Origin of the sequence: Aquaticitalea lipolytica (assembly GCF_014641635.1) — a bacterium.
In the GTDB taxonomy this organism is placed as follows: Bacteria; Bacteroidota; Bacteroidia; order Flavobacteriales; family Flavobacteriaceae; genus Aquaticitalea; species Aquaticitalea lipolytica.
The window spans coordinates 1-19,974 of sequence record NZ_BMIC01000002.1; the positions used below are offsets into that span (position 1 = coordinate 1).

The window sequence follows — 19,974 nt, forward strand, 5'->3', positions numbered from 1 at the left end:
TTGTTTATTATTTCTTTAAATCTAAATTTTACATTAAAAAGAAATAGAATACTAATACTAAATAAAAGAATTATTAAAGTAGCAATTACAACTTTTATGCTTATAACTTGATTAGCTTCAATTTTTCCTTCTAAATCAACATATTGTTCACCAATATAAATAAAGAATTCTATACAATTAGAATAAAAAAACAATAGAAACAGCGATACTAATATGCCAATTATTCCCAAATATTTTGAGGCTGAATTTGGTTTCTGAATTGTATATATATTATCCATAATTCATCAATTATAAGTTATTACAATTATAAGCATAAGCCAAATTTGTAAGGTAATATTCACGACAAGAAGTTATTAAACTCTATAAGGTGTTGAAATTCATACATTTCTAATATTATTCCTCATTGCGTTTTGGATTTTTTTTCATAAAAAAAGAGGACTAATTGTCCTCTTAAAATGTATTTAAATACTAAAAACTATTATTCTTCTGTATTTTCTTCCATGGTATGATATACGTTTTGTACATCATCGTCTTCTTCAATTTTTTCTAAAAGCTTCTCAACATCTGCAGCTTGTTCTGGTGTAAGCGCTTTAGTAACTTGTGGAATGCGTTCAAAGCCAGAGGACAAAATTTCTATACCTCTGGTCTCTAATTCAGATTGGATAGCTCCAAAGCTCTCAAAAGGCGCATATATTAAAATGCCATCATCATCTGCAAAAACTTCTTCTGCACCATAATCAATAAATTCCAATTCAAGCTCTTCAGGGTCTAAACCTTCTGCATTAATTCTGAAATTACAAGTATGATCAAACATAAATACAACAGAACCTGATGTACCTAAACTACCATCACATTTATTAAAATAGCTTCTAATATTTGCTACAGTTCTTGTATTATTATCTGTTGCTGTTTCAACTAAAATTGCAATACCATGAGGTGCATAACCTTCAAATAAAACTTCTTTAAAGTCACCAAGGTTTTTATCTGAAGCTCTTTTTATAGCACGCTCTACATTATCTTTTGGCATGTTTACTGCCTTTGCATTTTGTATTACTGCTCTTAATCGTGCATTACTATCTGGATCTGGACCTCCTTCTTTTACAGCCATTACAATGTCTTTACCTATACGTGTAAAGGCTTTGCTCATTGCAGACCAACGTTTCATTTTACGTGCTTTACGAAATTCAAAAGCTCTTCCCATTTCTTTACTATTTATGTGTTTTAATAACCGATGGCAAATTTAAAAAAATCTGTTAATCGTTAGGTATGTGTTTTGCCAAAAAGTTTTCATTTGTTGTATTAAGTTTATTAATGATGTTTTGGCGGTCTTTGTTTAGCTTAGTATTTACCTTATTATAGTTATCTACTGCCTTATTTATGTCTTTCACTTTTTTATTATAAGTGTCTATTTGCTCTTTAGTTCGTTTACGTTCTGGAGTTTTTTCTAATGTATTTCTTATTGTTTCAAAATCTTCGTTTAAAATTAAAAACTCTGTAAGTTGTGGCACTTGGTTGTCGGCTTCATCTATAAAAAACTCAAACGCATCTTTTGTAACTTCTGCTATAGATTTGTCATTTTTGTACAGCTCAACAGTTTTTAATATTTCTAAACCTTCTTTTGCAGTCTGACTTAATGCATTTGCATTTTGTTGAATTGCTCCAACATCGTTTTTTGATAAAGCGTCTATAAGATACATTTCATTAATGCTTACCTTAAAATAAATAAGATATAACTCGTTATAGTGGTTAAAAACCTGATTTGAAATTTTCATTTTATTTCCTAAATCGGTCTCACTCTCAACTATACTAATGTTGTGTTTGGCAGCAAATAGTCTGAAATTTGTGTCATATTCATTATAAGCATCTTCCATTTTTTGATCAGCCAATTCACGAGCTAAAACATAGGCTTCCATTGCATCGTAAGATTGTTCTGCAACTTCTTTCATATCTATAATTTTAGCATAATCTTGGTTTAATAAACTCTCGTTTAATCTCATATAAGTTAACACTTGTTTTTTATAATCTTCGCCATCATAACCATCAGCATTTTCAATTTTTGCAATTGCTTTTTCAACAGTTTTTAAAAGTACATTTCGTTTTGCATTTATAGTTCGGTCATTTTTGCTATGAGCAATAGCTTTGGTGTACTTCCACATATTCTTTGTGACAGATTCTTGCTCTGTGGCTATAAAATCTAAATATTCAGAGGCATTTTTAAAACTTTGTGAATGTGTTGTGTAAGCTATTAGTAAGATAAAAACAGTAAGTAAGGGTTTTAAAAAATTCATTTAATTAGTAGTTTTTGAATTAATATAATCTAATAGAATTGAGCATGCTTCATCAATGTAAATATCGTTAGCTATATTGTCTAGAATAATTGCATTTGCTTTTGCATCATCAGTATTATACTCAATAACTTCTGCTGTTGATAATGTGTTTCTAGCCGAAATTGATAAAGGTGCTTTGTTTATGTTGGAATAAAATTCATTCCAAAGATTGTTGTAGTTTTCAATATCTGTATATATACCATCAATAGTTATTGGGTATTGATAGGTTTTATTAATAAAATCGTTTAATAGTCTTTCGTTGGTTAATTTTATGGTTTTAAAATTATCATCGTTAGCTATGCGATTTTCACTATTTGTTTTAATCGATTTTAGAGCAATAGGTCTTAGGGGAATATGTCTTAATGACACTTCTATTGAATCATTTTTTAAAGCAAATCTTTCATATTGCTCACTGGTTTTTAAGTTATCGTAAATTGATGGAAATTTTATATCTGGAATAACACCAATAGATTGATGACTTTTACCATTCACGCGATAAAACTTTTCTACTGTGAGTTTACAAAATCCTAAATCGTTAGTTTCGCTTAGTGGTAATATAACTTGAGCTGAAGATTTACCATGACTTGGCGAACCGACAATTATAGCTCTATTATAATCTTGTAAAGCAGCTGCAAAAAATTCTGATGCTGAAGCACTATAATTATTTATAAGTACTATTATTGGCTTATTAAACAGTGAACCTCTATTAGCGTCTTTTATTGTAAAAGTGTCTCCATTATTATATTTTAAAACAGATAAAGGGCCTCTATTAATAAACATTCCTGATAAATCTGCAGCCTCTTTCATTGAGCCTCCACCATTAAATCTTAAGTCTAATATTAAACCTTTAATGTCTTCTTTTTCAAGTTTATATAGTTCTTTAGCAACATCGTTAGCTAAACCTAAACCGTTAGGTGAATCTAAATCTGTATAAAAACCAGGAATTTCTATATATCCAAAGTTTGAGCCATTTTCAACAACGTAACCTCTTACAGTATTTTCTTCAACTTTTGTTACTGTTTTGGTAAGTTCTATATTATGAATTGAGCCGTTTTGCTTTTTAATTTTAAAGGTTATGGTATTGTGCTTTTCATCATTTGTAAACGCAGTTATGTCTTCATTAGACACGCAATATGTTTCTAAAATTTCATCACCAGAAGTAAGTGTTTTTAAAACATCATTTTCTTCAAAATTACCATCTTTAAACGCTGCGCTTCCAGGAGTAATGTATGCTATTATAATTTCACCTTCATTGTTTTTTGCAGTTGTGATACCAAATGTTAACTGATTATTTGATACTGAGGTTTCAAATAGAACTTTATCAGAATCATTAAAAAATGAAGAATTCGGATCTTGATAAGCAACCAAAGCATTTAAAAATAATTCTTTAACATAAGTGTCTATATTTCCGTTTTTATGTAAGATTTCATCTAATTCACAAATTTGATTTTGTATTAGTTTTGGTTTTAAAGTAGCCTCTAAAGATTTAAAGTTTCTTTTTACATTATCAAAAACGCTATCTTCTTCAATTAGTTTTTCTACTATTTGGTAGCGCATACGCTTACTCCAATAACGCTTTGCAGAGTCTATATTTTTAAAATAACCAGAACTATTTCCTGGTTTAAAATATAACGTGTCTTTGCCTGTGTAATCAAAGTTTTCATTATTTAATGCTTCAACATATTGTTTTGAATCTTCAATACGTTTTTGAAGTATAGTAATATATTTATCAATAAAACTGCAATCGTTTGTCGCAATGTAGTCGTCTATTTTTAATACATCTTCTTTAAACGTTTCTATATCACTTTCTAGAAAAAAGCGGTTGTAATTATCTAAACCACTTAAAAACAAATGGTAAACACCTTTAGATAAGCTATCATTAACTGGTTTAGGACTATAGTGTGAGTCTTTTATAAGTGTTTGTAATGCAGATACCTGCTTGCAAAATAAAGTATCATCTTGGCTATAGGCTTGCAGGCTTAAAAAGCATAGTGTAAATACGAATAATCGTTTAATCATAAAGTAAGTCTAATTCGGAAATATAATAAATTTGGCGATATAACACATTATTCTTGTACTTCAACAATAAATTCGATTGCTTCAGCGAGTTTAAAGTCTTTTTCAGTGACACCATTTGCGCTATGTGTAGATAAAGAAATGGTTAAAACGTTATAAACATTTGTCCAATCGGGATGGTGATTTAAAGCTTCACATTCAAAGGCTATTCTGCTCATAGCACTAAAGCAGTCTTTAAAATTATCAAATTCAAACTCAGCATGTATAGCATTATCGTAGTATTCCCAATCTGGAAATCTTAATAATTTTTTTTCTATGTCTTCTTTAGATAGTGGTGTCATGTAGATTATATTTCTTTTAAAAGTAAAGAAATATAATCTATTTATCAAGCTCGCTTAAAACTTCTGCACTCGTAATTTGTAAATGTTTTGGAAGTTTATTGAATTTAGGCAAGACAGCAAGATATCTATCTTCATTTGTAGTGAAAACGTGCTTAAAGCTTACTTTGTTATCTGTGAGAAGTTTAGTAATATCTGTGAAAAATTCATCATGATGAACCAGATCTGTGCTTCCTAAGTGAAAAATACCAGTTTTATTCTGATTTATAATGTAATGTATTTGTTGTGTCACTTTTGAATCTGTAGTAACATTCATTATTAAATTCGGGAAAATTTCTACTGCAGTTTTGTCTTGGATGTGTTGTTTGATCTCTTTTATTCTAGGCGATTGAGAGCCTAAAACCATTGGTAAGCGCACTACTACAACTTTCTTTTTAGTTAAGCGTAGCAACATATTTTCAATTTTTATTTTAAAATGACCATAAATACTTTCGCTTAAGGTTTTGTCTAACTCGTAACTTGGATATTTGCTATAAGCATCAAAAGCATTTGCTGAAGAAAAGAAAATAATCTTACAATCATGAGAATGTAAATATTCTGCAATATGTTGATGAGCTATAATTTGCGCGTGAAAATCACCTCGTAATGTAGATATAATGATTGATGGCTTAACTGCTTCTAAAATTTCAAATACATCATCTTCTTCGATGTTATATTGAAAAAAATGTTTGTTGTTTTCTAACCCGTTATTTGGTGTGCAATAGGTTCCGAAAGTCTTAAAGTAGGAGCATAGCTCTTTGTATAGTGCATTCCCTAAAAAACCACTAGCACCTAAAATTAAGATTTTATGTTTGCTTTCAAACTTTTGCATAAATGAGTTGTGAGCACTAATTAAAAAATAGAGAGTTTTGTTTTAGTAGTAAACTGCTCTAATGCTTGCATACCTAAGAGAGAATTTCCTTTTTCATTAAGTCCTGGAGACCATACAGCTATTGTAAAATGGTTGGGTAATAATGAAACTATACCACCACCAACACCACTTTTTCCTGGTAAGCCAACCTCAAATGCAAATTCACCAGCTTCATCGTAAAAACCACAAGTAAGCATTATTGCATTAATACGTTTTGCTCTGCTAGGTGTTAAATATTGTTTTTGTTGTAAACTTATTCCATGATTTGCAAAAAGATAGAATGCATTAGACAATTGCTGACAATTCATTTCAAGTGAACATTGATGGAAGTAAAAATCTAATACTTCATCTACATCATTATCTAAATTATTATAAGCTTTAAGCAAATTAGCAGCTGCATAGTTTGTGTATCCTGTTAGCTTTTCAGATGCTGCAACCTTGTAGTTATAATCTATACTTTGATCGTTTGCTAAGTCTCTAACATAATTTAAAAAATCTTGTTTTGGATTTTTTAAATGACTAACAAGAACATCTGCAATAACAATGGCTCCAGCATTAATTAGTGGATTTCTTGGTATACCATTTTCAAGTTCTAAAAGTGATAAATGATTAAACGGATTCCCTGAAGGTTCTACATCTACACGTTTCCAGATAGCTTCAGAATATAATGGCAATGCCATTGATAGTGATAATACTTTAGAAATACTTTGAATAGAAAACTTATGATTCCAATCTCCTACAGAATATGACTGTCCATTACAGTGTTTTAAATAAATTCCAAAGTGTTGTGCATCGATATTTGATAATTCAGGAATGTATGATGCTACTAAACCTCTATTAACTTCATCTTTTAAGTTAGTATAAATATCATCTAAAACACTCTGAAAATCTACCATGTATTATTTTTTATAAAAAGGGAGTTTTACAACTGTTGCAGGAATAGCGTTTTTACGTATTTGGATGTTAATTTTGCTACCAACTTCAGAAAGAATTGTTGGCACATAACCTAAACCAATTCCTTTATTCATCGATGGTGACATAGTACCAGAAGTAACAACACCAATCGTTTTCCCGTTACCATCAACAATATCATAACCATGACGAGGAATACCACGTTCATCTAACTCAAAAGCCACTAGTTTGCGTTCTGGTCCACGTAATTTTTCGGCTTCAAGAGCTTCAGAATTAGTAAACTTTTTAGTAAATTTTGTTACCCAACCTAAACCAGCTTCAATAGGAGAGGTAGTGTCATCAATATCATTTCCGTAAAGACAATAACCCATTTCTAAACGTAAAGTATCGCGAGCAGCAAGACCAATTGGTTTAATTCCAAAATCCTTTCCTGCTACAAAAACCTTGTCCCAAACTTGTTTTACTTCAGAGTTTTTGCAATAAATTTCAAATCCACCACTTCCTGTATAACCTGTTGCCGAAATAATTACATTCTCAATACCTGCAAAATCACCAACAATAAAGTTGTAAAACGCAATTGACGATAAATCATGACTCGTTAAACTTTGCATAGCTTCAACAGCCTTTGGACCTTGAATAGCTAATAGCGAATAGTCATCACTTAAATCGCGCATTTCTGCACCAACATCATTTTTCGATTTAATCCAATTCCAATCTTTCTCAATATTACTAGCATTAACAACCAATAAATAGGTTTGTTCTTTAACTTTATAAATAATTAAATCGTCAACAATTCCTCCATTATCATTTGGCAAACAGCTGTATTGTGCTTTACCAATAGTTAGTTTAGAAGCATCATTACTACTTACTTTTTGTATTAAATCTAAAGCATGCTCACCTTCAATTAAAAATTCTCCCATGTGAGATACATCAAATACACCAACGCTGTTTCTAACAGTTTCATGTTCTGCTGTTACACCTTCATACTGAACAGGCATATTAAATCCTGCAAAAGGCACCATTTTTGCTCCAAGGGCTTCGTGAGTTGATGTTAATGCTGTATTTTTCATATATACTATAATTGGTTATTATTTGAGTAAACTTATTTTTGTTTGTCTTTTAATGGGATGGTAACACCAAGTGTAAATGCTCCAGAATATTGTTCAACAGTTGGATGAAAAAAATATGTAAATCCTAAATCAAAATTATTTTTTTTCCCTAATTCTAATCCAAAAGACACAGGAATGTGATAAATAACTCCGCTTTTTTTAATATTAGTAAATGCTGTAAAAGTTTCAAATTTACCAGCTGAAATTCCAAAACCAGCTTCAATATATGGAGCAACCCAACGAATTGGAGCTCTAAGTCTTGTTTTTCCTCCAATTAAAAATGCTTTTGATTCAGCTTTTTCATTTGTTGGATTACCATCAATATCTTTTCCGTTTGAATTAACTAAAATTAGTCCTGCATATGGTCTTATTTCTAACCAAGAATAAGCTTCTAAAACTAATTCGCCTTGCATAAAAAAACCATCATCAGTAGTTTCATCTACACTATCATATGGTAAACTTATACCATATCCAATTTGAGCATTAATCGATTTTTCTTTTATGAATTGTGCTTCAATAAAGTTTGAAGTTAAAATCGCAATTAAAATTATCAGCTTTTTTTTCACAGTGCTAATTGTCTTTGGTTAAATAATATAATATTAAAATACATATAGAAAGTATTGCAAATGAATAAATTATAGCTTTTTTTAAATTTGAATGAGCTGCAACATCTTCTATGATGTGTGCAAAAAACTTAATAATTCCTACAAGTATATTTTCCATAATTGTTGCACAAAAGTATTGAAAATAATCTGTTTTTATAAGCAACTTTTCGGTTTAAAAATTTGTTAATATTCATGACATAATTCACTATAAATATTATTATCATTATTTTTCGGAATAATTAATTAAACACTAAATGAAATCACTAATTACTTTACTTTGTTTCTTAACATTTTCAAGCTCAATTATAGCTCAAAAAGGAACACCAGAAGATTATTTATCATCTCAATTTCATAAAGAAAGACGAGAAGCTTTAAGAGCAAAAATGCCAAAAAATACAGTTGCTGTCTTTTTTGCAAATGCAGAGCGTAATCGTTCTAATGATGTAGATTATGTATATCATCAAGATCCAGATTTTTATTATCTAACAGGTTATAAAGAGCCAAATTCTGTTCTTGTAATTTTTTCTGAGAAGCAAACAAATGCTGAAGGCAAAACTTATAACGAGTTACTTTATGTACAAGAAAAAAATCCTCAAGCAGAGCAGTGGACAGGCTACAGATTGGGAGTTGAAGGCGCAAAAAGTCAATTAGGTTTTGATATGGCTTTTAACGGAAAAGAGTTTTTAAACTCTGGTATAGACTACACTAAATTTGATAAAGTGTTATTTGATAGTTTTAAAGATGATTATAGAGATTCTCCACGTGATGAAGCCGATTTGTTTGATTTGGTAAAATCATTTAGAAGTCAGCTTGAAGCTACTCAAACGGCAATAAATTCAGAAAACACTATGACTGTAGAGTTAAATCAATCTACAAACATAGAAGAGAAAAAAGCTACTGTAGATAACAGAACATTATCTCAATTAATGGCTGGATTACGACAAGTTAAAACACCAGAAGAAATGGTATTGCTTACTAAAGCTGTGCGAATATCTGCAATGGGACAACGCGAAATTATGAAAGCAATGCATCCAGGAATGTCTGAAACAGAAATTCAAGGTGTGCATGAGTATGTTTACAAAAAATATGGTAGCGAGTATGAAGGCTATCCAAGTATTGTTGGCGCTGGAAACAATGGTTGCGTGTTACATTACATTGAAAACAGCAAGATGAAAGTAGAAAACGATTTGGTACTTATGGATTTAGGTGCTGAATATCATGGTTATACTGCGGATGTTACACGTACAATTCCAGCAAATGGTAAGTTTTCACCAGAGCAAAAAGCAATTTACGATCTTGTTTATAATGCGCAAGAAGCAGGTATAGCAGCTTCGATAATTGGGAATAATTTACGATCTCCAGATACAGCTGCTCGTAAAGTAATTGCTGAAGGCTTAATAAAGCTAGGCATTGTTAAAACAGAAGCTGATGCTTGGAAATATTTTCCTCACGGAACATCACATCATATTGGCTTAGATGTACACGACCCAAGTTTAAGAGGCGATTTTGAAGCAAATATGGTTATTACTGTAGAACCTGGAATTTATATTCCTGAAGGAAGTGATTGTGATAAAAAATGGTGGGGAATTGCTGTGCGTATTGAAGACGATATTTTAATTACTGAAAATGGACCAGTTAATTTATCTGCTGAAGCACCTCGTAAAGCTGAAGAAATTGAAGCATTAATGAAAGAAAGCAGTGTGCTTGATAATTTTAAACTTCCAAAGTTAGACTAGTCTAAAAAAATAAATATAAAAAAGAGGCTGTCTGAAAAGTTTAAAAAATCTGTCATTCTGAATTTATTTTAGAATCTTAATTATTTGATTTTAAACTTGTTATAGAATCTGAAACAAGTTCAGATTGACAAAATATTGTCTTTTTAGACAACCTCTTTTTAGTTGTTATAAATTTATTTTTATTCTGGAGTATTTTCATTTTCACCCAAAGCTCTCTTTTCGCATGTTTTACAAAGTTCAGAAATACCTCTTTGCTCAAACGATTGCTTTACAGTTCCAGTAGTTTTATTGTCTCTGTTAGCTATATGATAACAATCTTCATAAATATGATATTTGTTTCCTGCACTTGTCCAATGTACATTGTCAGGCACATTCATATCTTTTAAAACAGACGTTTGCTTATTAATTTCTTCGGTATATTGTTCTACTGAAGGCGGATTAAAATCAACGCCAGATATTCCAGCAACTAGCATAGCTACTACAGCAATAGAACCAGCAATGCCTTTAGTTTTTCCGCTTAAATCTTTGTTAGTAAAAATTAAAATCACCAAAGGTAAAAAGGCTAAAACACCCATTATTGCACCTAGCTGACTTTGTACAAAGAATTTTACTTTATCCTTTTCTGAAGCAGGATCTAGCTTGTTTGCTTTTTTCCATAGCATTGAAGCTACTATAGCTAAAGCCAAAATAACAACGATAACAACAATTAACCATACCATTGTTTCGTCGCTAATTAATTTAAAAATTGCAAAAAACTGAAGCGCAATGGCTACAATCCAAGCCAAGAATGCAAATACTCTAAACTGTTTTGCTTTAGCCTTGCTTTCGTCGCTTGCTACAAATACTTTTTGATCTGACATATATTTTCTTCTTTAATATTGTTTTGATAATTCATCAAAAACAATTCGTTTTTTTAAGTGGTATCTGACCTCCACAAATTAGTTAGTTATTGTTACTAATTTCGTTTTTTTTATTGAAAACGACAAAACTAATTTTATTTATAGTTTTTAGACAATGCAGTTAATACTTCAACTGCCTTGCTAGCATCTTTTTTATCTACAAAAATATGATCGTGATAATAGCCAGCAATTACGTTACAACTTATATTATATTTAGTTAGTTCGGCTGAAAACACAGCTGTTAATCCCACAGCATCTAATGAGGAGTGTACTGTTAGCGTAATCCATGATGCTATATAGTTATAAGGCAATTTAAGCACATCTGCTTTATGTTTTTCAATAACTATGGTAATGCCTTCTTTTTCTTTAAACTCACAAATGGTAATGTCTCTGCCTATGTGTTTATAGTCTTTAACAGTTACAAACACATAATCTCCATCATTTAGTTTGGGTGTCATGCCTTTTACTAATTGTGCTAAATTGGTTTCTCCAGTTGTGTGATTCATGTATTGTAAGTGATTTTTTGGAGGTTCGTTTAACGGTTTAGGCTAGGAAAAGTTGCGGTTTTGAAAACGCAATTTTCCGATGTTTAAATTTAGTGTTTTTGTGTTTTAGAAACATTCTATTTTATTGAATTAAGCAATTTTTTTAGCCATTGTTAGCTGTAGCCTTTTTTTATCAATTCTGTTGTAAATTCTATATTTTGAATTTCAATATTATATTCTCTGCATTTATCAATAGACTCTTTGTCAAAAATTTTTATTGCAATTTTTTCATTTTCTTCTCGTTTTTTTGAATTATTACAGAATACAATTTCTCTAAATGAAATTATGTTATAAATCATATTACTGCAAAAATGAGTCATTCTAAAATCTCGTTCCGAGTCGAACAGTTTTGTCTTGATACTAGTCTTATTCTTTTTTTCATCATAAGTCTGAAAAGAGAGTGAATTTGAAATATCCCATTTCATTCCAACTTCTTTCGTTTCTGCATCTAAAAGATATATTGCTTCAAAAGAAGGGAAAATTCTTAATGCATGTTTATATGCGTTGTATTCATCTCTATTTGAAAAGTCTTTAGCGATTTCAATAATTCCATATTTTACGGCGTCAATACTTTTCTCAATTGACTTAAAAATTTCTTCTGGAAACTTTTCTTTGGAAAATACTCCTAAATAAAACATGTAATGCCCGATAGAAATCTTATTACCATTAAATTCAATAATTCTGTCAAGAAAATTTAATTTTAGTTTTTCACTTGCAATGTCTTCAATTCTTTTGTAATTTTTTCTCCAATCGGATTTGACTAATTTTTTCAGTATGAGAGTATTGTCAGGAATATTATCATTGTTAGGAAGGAAGGCGAAAAAGAACTCAAAAAATGTTTCTATTGAATGAAAATAATTTTGCCTTAAATCTGCTTGTAAAATGAATTTTGTGTTTTTAGTTAAATTATTATATAATTCAAACTTTTTAATTTCAATATCCAATTGGTCACTTTCAGCTATAGCTTTCTTGAGATTAATTGCTTTTACTAAATGGAACTCTTTTAAGTAACTTGTATAAAATAATTTGTAATCAGTTTCCATTTTTTTTCAGGTTACAGCTAATGCGACGATATGGATTGTTTCAATTATCTATATCGACAGTTAAACGAAGTTCGCCTTTTTTTCTGACAAAATCAAGCTCTAAATTCTAGGTTTAGAAAGATAGTTTATAAACGAGTATAATGACACTAAAGCCCAAACACCTTCTAACACAATAAATGGCCAATATTTTAAAAGTACAGATGCAAAACACGCCATTGAAGCTCCTATTAAGTTGAGTAATATAAAAGCGAGGCTTTTGCTAGATACTTTTCCAATAACATTTAAAAAATAGGCGAGGAGTATTTGTAATACTCCAATAGTGCCAAGCCAGTCTGTTAAATTCATAATTAGTACGTTAAAAGCATTTGATGATTAGGATTGGAATGTGTTTTGGAAATCTCAAAATCATGGCTTCCGATAATCTTAAAACCAAAATTATTATAAAATTTAATGGCTTTAGTATTTTCAATCCAAACAAATAACCACATACCAGCTTGTTGGTGTTTCTTTGATATTTGCACATTAAAATTGAAAAGTTCCAAACCAAGTTTTAAATGATGGTAGTCTGAAAGCAAATAAAGACGCTCTAATTTGGTAACATTTTTATAGTCAATATTTTTGTGAGGAACATCAAAAATAATCTTTGAATAGCCTATTGCTGTTTCATTATGATAAATGATATAAAAATGATTTTTGGAGTCTTGTAATTCTTCTGTAAACGTAGTTTCATTAAACTTTAAACTTACGTAGGCATCAATATCTTCTTTAGAAGCGCTCATGCCATGAGATTCAATAAATGAGGTTTTTCCAATGTTTACAAGTAACTTGGCATCTTTGACTGTGGCGCGAATTATTGTATTCATAGATTAGTTACGACTTAATAAAAAGCTTTTCAATTCATCATAGGTTGAAATCTCAATAGACTTTTTCTTCTTGTCCATAACCGCTTCAATCTGTGCTGGTAACTCAACAGTTTTAGAAATAACATCTTCAACAACATCTAAAAATTTGGTTGGATGAGCTGTTTCTAAAAACACACAATGTGCATTAGAATTGTTCTTTAAATATGCTTTTGCACCAAGATAGCCAACAGCTCCATGAGGATCTGCTATATAACCATAATCATCATAAATTTCTTTTAATGCTTTGCGTGTTTCATCATCTGTAAAACTATAAGACGATAAGTTGTTTTTAAGTGCTTTAAAATTGTTGTTATAGATTTCTTGAATACGAATAAAATTACTCGGATTTCCAACATCCATTGCATTACTAATAGTTTGTACTGATGGTTTTGGGTTATAGTGTTCTGTAGCTAAAAACTCTGTGACTACATTATTTTCATTATTAGCAGCAATAAAATGTTTAATAGGCAAGCCTAATTGTTGTGCCATCATACCAGCACAAATATTTCCGAAGTTTCCACTTGGCACAGAAAAGACAATCTCTTTATGTTTATTGTGTAATTGCTTGTAAGCAAACATAAAGTAAAAGAGTTGTGGTAACCAACGTGCAACATTTATTGAGTTTGCAGATGTAAGTTGCATTTTGCTTGTTAACTCTTCATCTAAAAAAGCACGTTTTACCATGTCTTGGCAATCGTCAAAAACACCATCAACTTCTAAAGCTGATATGTTTTGACCTAGTGTTGTGAGTTGTTTTTCCTGTATATCGCTCACTTTTCCACTAGGATAAAGTATAACAACGTTTACACCTTTAACACCAAGAAAACCGTTTGCAACTGCGCCTCCAGTATCGCCAGAAGTTGCTACTAAAACTGTAACTTCGTTAGTGTTGTTTGTATTAAAATAACCTAAACAACGTGCCATAAATCGTGCGCCAACATCTTTAAAAGCCATTGTTGGACCATGAAAAAGTTCTAATGTAGAAATATTTTCATTAAGCTTTACAATTGGAAAATCGAACGATAGTGTTTCTTCAATAATAGTTTTTAAAACATCTTCAGGAATATCTGGACTTACAAATTGTTTAATGGCTGTAAAAGCAATTTCTGAATGCGATAAGTTATCAATAGTTTCAAAAAAAGATTTTGGCAATGGCGTTATAGATTCAGGAAAATACAATCCCTTATCAGGTGCTAATCCTTTTATAACAGCATCTTTAAATGATGTGTTTGGTGCTTTTTTATTTAGTGAGTAGTAGTTCATTAATGATAGTGTCTAATTCGTTTTTTGTTGATTTGTTTATGGTCATTGCGAAGCAAATTTATTTGCTGTGGTAATCTGTTTCTTTTTTATAAGATTACCACGTCACATTGTTCCTCATAATGACATCAACTTAATATTTTCATTCCTTGCACATTAATCTTAGATACATAAGTTTCGAAAGCAATATCAGTTTTTGAATATACATTTCTAATAGCTTGTTCTACTTTCTTTGCATTTTCAATACCTTCACTAAGTGCAAATATTGATGGTCCAGAGCCAGAAATTCCAGTTCCTAACGCGTATGTATTTGCAGCTAATTTAACATCATTAAAAAACGGAATTAGCTTACTTCTATGTGGTTCAACTATAACATCTTCTAACGAACGTTTTATTAACTGATAATCATTGGTGTGTAACGCATGAACCAAACTACCAACGTTAGCCCATTGCGTAATTGCTTTTTTTAGTTCTACTTCTTTTGGTAGTATAGCTCTAGCTTCAGACGTTTTTATTTCAATTTGCGGATGAATAACAGTTACATACAAATTACTTGGCGTTGGAATTTGCAATACTTCAATTGGAGTAACACTCTTTACAAGCGTAAATCCACCAAAAAGGGCAGGAGCAATATTGTCGGCATGTTCACTACCACTTGCTAAAGCTTCACCTTTCATAGCAAAGTAAGTAAGTTGTGTTTTGTTATATGGCTTGCCTAAAAGTTCATTGATTGCAAATACGCTTCCTGCTGCACTTGCCGAACTACTACCAACACCACTTCCTGGTTTAATTTTTTTATATATTTCTATTTCAAAGCCAAAATTAGGTTGTGCATCTTCATATAATGCTAAGGCTGATACTCCAGCAACGTTTTTCTCAACTTCAAACGGTAAATCGTGACCTTCAATTTTGCTAATATAAATGCCTTTTTTATCCGTTTTACGAATAATCATTTCGTCGCCAATAGTATCTAAACAAAATCCGAGAACATCGAATCCGCAAGATACATTTGCAACCGTTGCAGGTGAGAATATTTTTATTTCATTCATATTACTTATTTCCTATTCTAATAATATCAGCAAATAAACCTGAAGCAGTAACATCTGCTCCAGCTCCTGCGCCTTTTATAATCATTGGTTGTTCTGGATAACGTTGTGTGTAAAACATGACAATATTATCTTTTCCTTTTAGATTGTAAAAAGGATGTCCTTGCGGAATTTCCTTTAAACCAACTTTTGCTTTTCCATTATTAAATTCTGCAACATATTTAAGCTGACAATTATTTGCTTTTGCTGAAGCGTATAAATTTTGAAAATGAGCTTCATCACTTATCAAAGTTTTATAAAAATCATCAACCGAAGTGCTTTTCAAATTAGAGGTAGTTAAAAAAGATTCGTTTTCTATATCTTCAAGATTCATTTGTGTACCACTTTCGCGCGCTAGAATTAAAATCTTTCTTGCAACATCAACACCGCTTAAATCAATTCGAGGATCAGGTTCTGTATAGCCTTCAGCTTGTGCTTGTTTTACAACATCATGAAACTTGGTGTTGTCATCAAAGTTATTAAAAACAAAGTTTAAACTACCAGATAACACAGCCTGAATTGATGTGATTTTATCACCTGAAGCAATTAAATTATTAAGTGTATCTATAATTGGTAAACCAGCACCAACATTGGTTTCAAACAAAAAAGGCGCATTATATTTTCTTGATAAATACTTTAGCTTATTATAATTTTCATAATCACTAGAGCACGCAATTTTATTACAAGCTACAATAGCAATATTCTCTTTTAGATAGTCGGCATAAATATTTGAAACCTGCTCGTTGGCAGTGACATCCACAAAAATACTGTTTCTTAAATTGAATTTTTTAATACGCTCTAAAAAACCTTCTAATGTTGCTTTTTCTCCAGTTGCTAAATCGTCTTTCCAAGTTTTTAATGATAATCCAGAATCGTTAAAAATCATTGTTTTGGAGTTAGACAAACCAATAACGCGAAGATTGATTTTAAGTTGGTCTTTTAAGAATTTCTTCTGCTGTTTTATTTGCTCTACTAGTCGCTCTCCAACATTTCCAACACCAGTAATAAATACATTAAGTTGTTTTGATTGATCTTCAAAAAAGCGTTCGTGTATAGTATTTAAAGCTTTTTTGACATCTTTTTGAGCAATAACAGTAGATATGTTTTTTTCGGAAGCACCTTGTGCAATGGCTCTAATATTAATATTGTTTTTACCCAACGCACTAAACATTCGTCCGCTAATACCTTGATGGTTTTTCATGTTATCACCAATAAGTGCCACAATTGACAAGTCTTTTTCTACAATAATTGGATCTATTTTATGCAATGAAATTTCATTTTCAAAAGATACATTTATAGCTTTTTCGGCTTTCTCTGCATCTTTTTCATCAATCCCAAAACATATAGAATGTTCTGATGAAGCTTGAGTTATTAAAATGACATTTATTTTTTCTTGAGCCAGTGTTTCAAACAAACGTTTAGAAAACCCAGGAATACCAACCATTCCGTTGCCTTGAAGCGTTAACAAAGCAATATCACTAATGTTACTAATCCCTTTTGCAGTTGTAGAATTCCCGTTGGTGTTTTCATTAGTTATAATGGTTCCAGAAGCTTCAGGTTGCATGGTGTTTTTAATATGAATAGGAATACCTAAATCTAAAACTGGCTGCACAGTAGGAGGATATAATACTTTAGCACCAAAGTGCGACAGTTCCATAGCTTCTTGGTACGATAGTCGCTCAATTGGAAAGGCTTGTTTTACTAGTTTCGGATTTGCAGTGTACATGCCACTAACGTCTGTCCAAATTTCTAGTCGATTTACTTGTAAAGCTGCTGCAACAATTGCTGCAGTAAAATCTGATCCACCACGACCTAAGGTTGTAACTTCACCAGATTCGGAAGTTGAAATAAATCCTGGCAGAATCGTAATACGTTGATTCGCCTTTTTAAAATAATCTCTAATATTATGATTTGTAAGTGTGTAATTTACTTCAGCTTTACTAAAATTAGAGTTTGTAATAATTAACTCTTGGCTATTTTTTCTAACAGCATTTAAACCATAACTTTTCATGGTTTCTGCAATTATAAATGAAGAAAGTTGTTCGCCAAAACTTACCAATTTATCAGATGTTTTAGGAGACAGTTCATTAATTAAATAAATACCGTCAAGCAGACTTTTTAAAGCGTGTAATTTACTTTCTAAATACTCTTTTGAGGCTTCGTTTTGGTTTGGAATTAATTCAGATAATATATCTAAATGAATTTGCTTAATTAATTTGTATTCAGCTAAATAACTCTCATTTTTATTTTGAGCTAATTCGCCAGCCTTTAATAATTTATCTGTGATACCTCCAACTGCAGAAACAACACAGATTAGCGAATCTTCTTTTGAATAATTATCAAGAATTTGTATAACTTTCTTTATGTTTTCTGTAGAGCCAACTGAGGTTCCTCCAAATTTTAATACGTTCATAGTTAATCGTTTGAATGATTAATGTAAATTTTTTAAATGTATGTAAATACAATATGTGCTGAAGAAATATATAGTGATTAACCCCAAAGGGTTGTAGTAAATGTAAAAATAGTCGTAGTGCCTTCAAAAGAAATGAAGGAAGAAAAGTTGTTTTTTATGTGACTAGATTGAATCATTTATTATTCTATACTTACCAAAAGTATTATTTTTACTGAAATAAAAAAATTAATTCGCATTTATTGGAGCTAACATCCAATTTATTCGACAAAAGTATAATCAGAGGCAAAACATATGAAGATATTTTCAAATGAACAGATCTACGAAGGCGATAGACTTACTGCACAAAAGCAAGGTATTTCATCAGCCGAATTAATGGAACGTGCTGGAATTCAAATTTTTAATTGGTTGCACTTACGTATGCAAGGTGCGCAAGTACCAATTCATGTGTTTTGTGGAATTGGTAATAATGGAGGAGATGGTTTGGTTGTTGCAAGACATTTAATAACTCATGGTTATAATGTTAAAACATATATAGTTAACTATAGTGATAAACGGTCTAAAGATTTTCTGATTAACTACGATAGAATTAAGCAAACTACTAAAGATTGGCCAACATTATTAGAATGTAAAGAAGATTTTCCACAAATTGGAGTTGACGATATAATTATTGATGCTGTTTTTGGTATTGGTTTAAACAGACCAACAGACGAATGGGTAAAACAACTATTTCAACTTTTTAGGGCATCTAAAGCATTTACACTATCTGTTGATATTCCTTCAGGGTTGCATACAGATAAAGTTCCTGAAAATGAAAATGATGTGGTTTGGGCAATGCATACCTTGAGTTTTCAAACACCTAAGTTAATTTTCTTTTTGCCTGATACAGCAAAATATACTGTACAATGGGAAGTTTTAGATATTGGTATAGATCCAGAATATTTATATACAACCCAAACAGAAGTTGATCTTATAGGAAAATTTGAAGTATTACCATTATATAAACCTCGTGATAAGTTTTCACATAAAGGACAGTTTGGTCATGCATTAATAATAGGAGGAAGCTATGGAAAAATTGGAGCTGTAACTTTAGCAAGTAAAGCTGCATTATCTTCTGGTGTTGGATTAGTTACAGCATTTGTACCTAAATGTGGATATATTCCACTACAAACATCATTTCCTGAAGCAATGGTAATTTCAGATGCTGAAGACGAGTTTATTTCTAATATAAAATTTGATACTGAACCAACAGCAATTGGAATAGGAGTAGGACTAGGAACCGAAGCAAAAACTATTAAAGCCTTTGAAGATTTTTTAAAAGCAAATAAGAAGCCTTTGGTTATTGATGCTGATGGAATTAATATTTTATCAAAGAAAAAAACACTTTTAAAATTACTACCACAAAACACAGTTTTAACACCTCATCCAAAAGAATTAGAACGATTAATTGGAAGTTGGAAAAATGATTTTGATAAGCTGAAAAAAGTAAAAGCATTCTCTAAAAAGTATAATGTTATTGTGCTTATAAAAGGCGCTAATACTATTACAGTTATAGGTGATAAAATGTATGTAAACTCAACAGGTAATCCAGGACTTTCTACAGCAGGAACAGGAGACGTGTTAACAGGTATAATTACTGGATTGTTAACACAAGGCTACGATCCTTTGGCTGCTACTGTTTTTGGAGTTTATCTACATGGTAGAGCTGCTGATATAACTGTTGAAGACTATGGTTATCAGAGCTTAATTGCAACTCATGTTATTGAAGCTTTAGGAAAAGCATACATAGATTTGTTTACGCAACCCGAACAGCCAAAAATTGAAAATGAAGAGGAAGAAAACCAAACAGAAAAATAACAAATTAAATACAATAAAAA

19 protein-coding genes are annotated in these 19,974 nt (G+C 30.9%); 2 read left to right on the forward strand and 17 right to left on the reverse strand.

What is annotated here, in order from left to right; genetic code table 11:
• The 9 genes from IEW41_RS14560 to IEW41_RS06955 all read right to left on the reverse strand — a co-directional run.
• Positions 1–278 (reverse strand): hypothetical protein (locus IEW41_RS14560; RefSeq protein WP_229660191.1); only part of this gene is annotated, 278 nt, incomplete at its 3' end.
• Positions 279–478: 200 nt separating this feature from the next.
• Positions 479–1,201 carry a YebC/PmpR family DNA-binding transcriptional regulator gene (locus IEW41_RS06920; RefSeq protein WP_188605614.1) on the reverse strand — a complete coding sequence of 241 codons (723 nt, stop codon included), beginning with the start codon at positions 1,199–1,201 and terminating at the stop codon, positions 479–481.
• 52 nt (positions 1,202–1,253) lie between these two features.
• Positions 1,254–2,288 (reverse strand): hypothetical protein, encoded by a 1,035-nt coding sequence (locus IEW41_RS06925; RefSeq protein WP_188605615.1) that lies wholly within the window; start codon positions 2,286–2,288, stop codon positions 1,254–1,256.
• On the reverse strand, positions 2,289–4,346 hold the full coding sequence (locus IEW41_RS06930; RefSeq protein ID WP_188605616.1) for a S41 family peptidase: 2,058 nt from the start codon (positions 4,344–4,346) through the stop codon (positions 2,289–2,291).
• 47 nt (positions 4,347–4,393) lie between these two features.
• Positions 4,394–4,684, reverse strand: coding sequence for a 4a-hydroxytetrahydrobiopterin dehydratase (locus IEW41_RS06935; protein ID WP_188605617.1), 291 nt, complete (start codon positions 4,682–4,684; stop codon positions 4,394–4,396).
• A gap of 37 nt (positions 4,685–4,721) precedes the next feature.
• Positions 4,722–5,552, reverse strand: a complete 831-nt coding sequence (locus IEW41_RS06940; protein WP_188605618.1) for a sugar nucleotide-binding protein — start codon at positions 5,550–5,552, stop codon at positions 4,722–4,724.
• A 20-nt stretch (positions 5,553–5,572) separates the two neighbouring features.
• The gene (locus tag IEW41_RS06945) at positions 5,573–6,487 is read right to left on the reverse strand and encodes a glutaminase (RefSeq protein WP_188605619.1); all 915 of its coding nucleotides are present in this window, start codon (positions 6,485–6,487) and stop codon (positions 5,573–5,575) included.
• 3 nt (positions 6,488–6,490) lie between these two features.
• On the reverse strand, positions 6,491–7,573 hold the full coding sequence (gcvT, locus tag IEW41_RS06950; RefSeq protein WP_188605620.1) for a glycine cleavage system aminomethyltransferase GcvT: 1,083 nt from the start codon (positions 7,571–7,573) through the stop codon (positions 6,491–6,493).
• Positions 7,574–7,605: 32 nt separating this feature from the next.
• Positions 7,606–8,178 (reverse strand): hypothetical protein, encoded by a 573-nt coding sequence (locus IEW41_RS06955; RefSeq protein WP_188605621.1) that lies wholly within the window; start codon positions 8,176–8,178, stop codon positions 7,606–7,608.
• 293 nt (positions 8,179–8,471) lie between these two features.
• On the opposite strand from IEW41_RS06955, the gene IEW41_RS06960 reads away from it, so the two are divergent.
• A complete protein-coding gene (locus IEW41_RS06960) occupies positions 8,472–9,953 on the forward strand; it encodes an aminopeptidase P N-terminal domain-containing protein (RefSeq protein WP_188605622.1) in 1,482 nt (493 codons plus the stop codon).
• A gap of 179 nt (positions 9,954–10,132) precedes the next feature.
• Here IEW41_RS06960 and IEW41_RS06965 read toward each other — a convergent pair whose 3' ends face one another.
• From IEW41_RS06965 to thrA, 8 genes are all read right to left on the reverse strand, one after another.
• Positions 10,133–10,813, reverse strand: a complete 681-nt coding sequence (locus tag IEW41_RS06965; protein ID WP_188605623.1) for a hypothetical protein — start codon at positions 10,811–10,813, stop codon at positions 10,133–10,135.
• A 134-nt stretch (positions 10,814–10,947) separates the two neighbouring features.
• A complete protein-coding gene (locus tag IEW41_RS06970; protein ID WP_188605624.1) occupies positions 10,948–11,358 on the reverse strand; it encodes an ACT domain-containing protein in 411 nt (136 codons plus the stop codon).
• Positions 11,359–11,510: 152 nt separating this feature from the next.
• Entirely contained in the window at positions 11,511–12,440 is a 930-nt protein-coding gene (locus IEW41_RS06975) for a hypothetical protein (protein ID WP_188605625.1), read from the reverse strand.
• Between the two features lie 99 nt (positions 12,441–12,539).
• Positions 12,540–12,785 carry a CBU_0592 family membrane protein gene (locus tag IEW41_RS06980; RefSeq protein WP_188605626.1) on the reverse strand — a complete coding sequence of 82 codons (246 nt, stop codon included), beginning with the start codon at positions 12,783–12,785 and terminating at the stop codon, positions 12,540–12,542.
• Between the two features lie 2 nt (positions 12,786–12,787).
• On the reverse strand, positions 12,788–13,303 hold the full coding sequence (locus tag IEW41_RS06985; protein WP_188605627.1) for a GNAT family N-acetyltransferase: 516 nt from the start codon (positions 13,301–13,303) through the stop codon (positions 12,788–12,790).
• Between the two features lie 3 nt (positions 13,304–13,306).
• On the reverse strand, positions 13,307–14,605 hold the full coding sequence (thrC, locus tag IEW41_RS06990) for a threonine synthase (RefSeq protein ID WP_188605628.1): 1,299 nt from the start codon (positions 14,603–14,605) through the stop codon (positions 13,307–13,309).
• A gap of 125 nt (positions 14,606–14,730) precedes the next feature.
• Positions 14,731–15,651, reverse strand: coding sequence for a homoserine kinase (locus tag IEW41_RS06995; RefSeq protein ID WP_188605629.1), 921 nt, complete (start codon positions 15,649–15,651; stop codon positions 14,731–14,733).
• Position 15,652: 1 nt separating this feature from the next.
• Positions 15,653–18,100, reverse strand: coding sequence for a bifunctional aspartate kinase/homoserine dehydrogenase I (gene thrA, locus IEW41_RS07000; RefSeq protein WP_188605630.1), 2,448 nt, complete (start codon positions 18,098–18,100; stop codon positions 15,653–15,655).
• A 291-nt stretch (positions 18,101–18,391) separates the two neighbouring features.
• Here thrA and IEW41_RS07005 point away from each other — a divergent pair, with 291 nt between their 5' ends.
• Complete coding sequence (locus tag IEW41_RS07005; protein WP_188605631.1) at positions 18,392–19,954, forward strand: NAD(P)H-hydrate dehydratase; 1,563 nt, start codon at positions 18,392–18,394, stop codon at positions 19,952–19,954.
• The last annotated feature ends 20 nt before the right edge of the window (positions 19,955–19,974 follow it).